Genomic DNA, 2,546 nt, shown 5'->3' on the forward strand with positions numbered 1-2,546 from the left:
ACTCACCATAGGAATTCCACGTGAATCCATCATGGACGAAAAAAGAATTCCTCTTACCCCTCAGGGCGTTAAAATGCTTACGGCCAATGGTTTTAAAATAATGATAGAACAAAATGCCGGACATTCCTCTCATTTTTCTGACCGGGAATACAGCGAGGCCGGTGCATTTATTACCCCTGAAAAGGCTGAACTCTATAAAGCCGACATGATTCTGAAAATTGCCCTGCCTACGGAAGAAGAAATAGGCTTTATCAAACAGGGAACAATCATTTTCAGCAGTCTGAACATCCCCAACCTTCACCAGCAACAACTGACAGGCCTGATGCAAAAGCAGGTAACGGCTTTTGCCTATGAAAACATTCAGGACTCGGGAGGGATATTGCCCTTCATGCAATCCATGAGTGAAATTGCAGGAAAAGCCGCAGTACTCATAGCTTCAGATTATCTTACCATTTTTAAGGGAGAAGGTATTTTAATGGGCGGTATTACAGGGGTTCCACCCACCGAGGTGGTGATCCTCGGTGCCGGTACTGTAGGACTTTATGCAGCCAGAACTGCTCTGGCACTCGGAGCTGATGTGAAAGTTTTTGACAATTCACTTCAAAAACTCAGAAGATTAAATCTGATTCATAATCTCAATATCTACAATTCTGTCATCCATACCGACTTGTTGACCAAGGTGCTGAAAACAGCCGATGTAGTCATCGGAGCACTTCATCCGCAAAACGGACGTACACCCTGCGTGGTCAGCGAAGACATGGTCATGCAAATGAAAGAAAATGCCGTCATTATTGACGTCAGTATCGATCATGGCGGATGTTTTGAGACCTCTGAAGTAACCACACTGAGCAATCCGGTTTATTTAAAACACGGGGTTATTCATTATTGTGTCCCCAACATTTCGTCAGCAGTGCCTCAGACTGCCTCCAACGCTTTCAATAACATATTGGTTCCCATGCTTTTGCAATTTCAGCGTTGCGGTAGCCTTTTAAATTATTTCTGGGATTATCCTTATACCCGTCATGGCGTATTTATCTATAAAGGCATTTTAACCAACCGCTTTATCGGAACCAAATTTAACCTCCAGAGCAAAGCTATTGACCTGTTGCTGGCATCAAATCTTTAAAAACACAAGCATCTTAATTTTTCACCTTTTAAAATCACTATTCTTCTCTTTTCCTGGTTAAAGCAAACGGGCAATTATTCTTTCCCTTCAACTACTCCATTTGTTAAATCCAAACAATTACCACCTGAAAATATTCCAACACTATCACGGTAATTCAAAAAAGTTTTATCTTCGCACCTGAATTTATCATGAGTGTCTAACAAAATTAAACGAACAAAAAATGAGAAAAATTCTATTCTTATTGGTTTTTGCAGGCTTTACATCGTATGCACAGGAGTTAGTTAAAGAGATAGTAAAGCCGGCAGATAATTTCAGTGTACCTGTTGAGCCAAACAAAATGGTGCTGGATCAGGTACCATCAAAGTCCATTGTTGCAAAACCGCTGGAAGCACCTGATTGGAAACTCAACAGTGCCAACAACCGTTATCCCCGTACACTTGTCGGGAAATCACAGTATGGCCTTCAGACCAACAGTGCTATTGCCAGAAGAGTTATTCTGTATGATGATGGAAAAGTTTCTCTGACCTTTACTACTTCCCCCGACATCAACCCGTGGAACACCAGAGGTTCAGGGTATAACCATTTCAATGGCAATTCATGGTTTGGAGTCATTGAAAACAGAATTGAAACCTTCCGCAGTGGCTGGCCCAACCTCACCTTTTATAATGATGGCACAAATAAAGTAGAGCAGATTGTATCCCATTATGCTGAAGCAGGAGGAGGCAGTGGAGGATATTCCATCAATACCAATACAGGAATTGGCAGCACGACATGGACAGAGTTTTCAAAAGACAAAGGATCAGGACCTATCTGGGCACGTACCGCTCAGTCAGGTGATTATCTGTACATTATTGGTAACTATTCGGATTCTAATGTCATTAAAAACGGCATTAAACAACCCTTCGTTTATTCCCGCTATAATCTGAAAACACAAACCTGGGTTGACGACAAAGTTCTACTTCCGGGCTATGATAACACCATTTTTAAATATGGAACTGCCGATAATTACTCTATTGATGCAAAAGGAAACAAGGTAAGAATAGCCCTTTCACAAAGAATTGGCCACACCCTTTTATGGGAATCAGAAGATTATGGCTCCACATGGAAGCTGATCTTTGTTGAAAAGTTTGAACTTCCCAAACCAAAATTTCTTGGCGATACCAATTATTTCTGGTATAGTGACGGTTCCGTTCATGTCATCATCGACAACAGCAATGTAACCCATGTTTTCAGGGGTGTAACACTTGGATTTACATACGATCCTTCTGTTACGGATGGGTCATTCCGCTATTATCCCACTTCAAACGGAATTTATTACTGGAACGACATCAGTACACCTGATTCAGCATTGGTTTATGATACCTTTTATAAAGATACCATCGTCTATCGCCTTTGGGTTGACGGCAAAGTCGCCAATCAA

At 41.4% G+C, this 2,546-nt stretch carries 2 protein-coding genes; both read left to right on the forward strand.

What is annotated here, in order from left to right; genetic code table 11:
* Window positions 1-1,126, forward strand: a 1,126-nt coding sequence (locus GX437_07105) for an alanine dehydrogenase (protein NLJ07419.1), incomplete at its 5' end; no start/stop codon positions are given.
* Window positions 1,127-1,346: 220 nt separating this feature from the next.
* Window positions 1,347-2,546, forward strand: a 1,200-nt coding sequence (locus GX437_07110; GenBank protein NLJ07420.1) for a hypothetical protein, incomplete at its 3' end; no start/stop codon positions are given.

The organism is Sphingobacteriales bacterium (assembly GCA_012517435.1).
GTDB lineage: Bacteria > Bacteroidota > Bacteroidia > CAILMK01 > JAAYUY01 > JAAYUY01.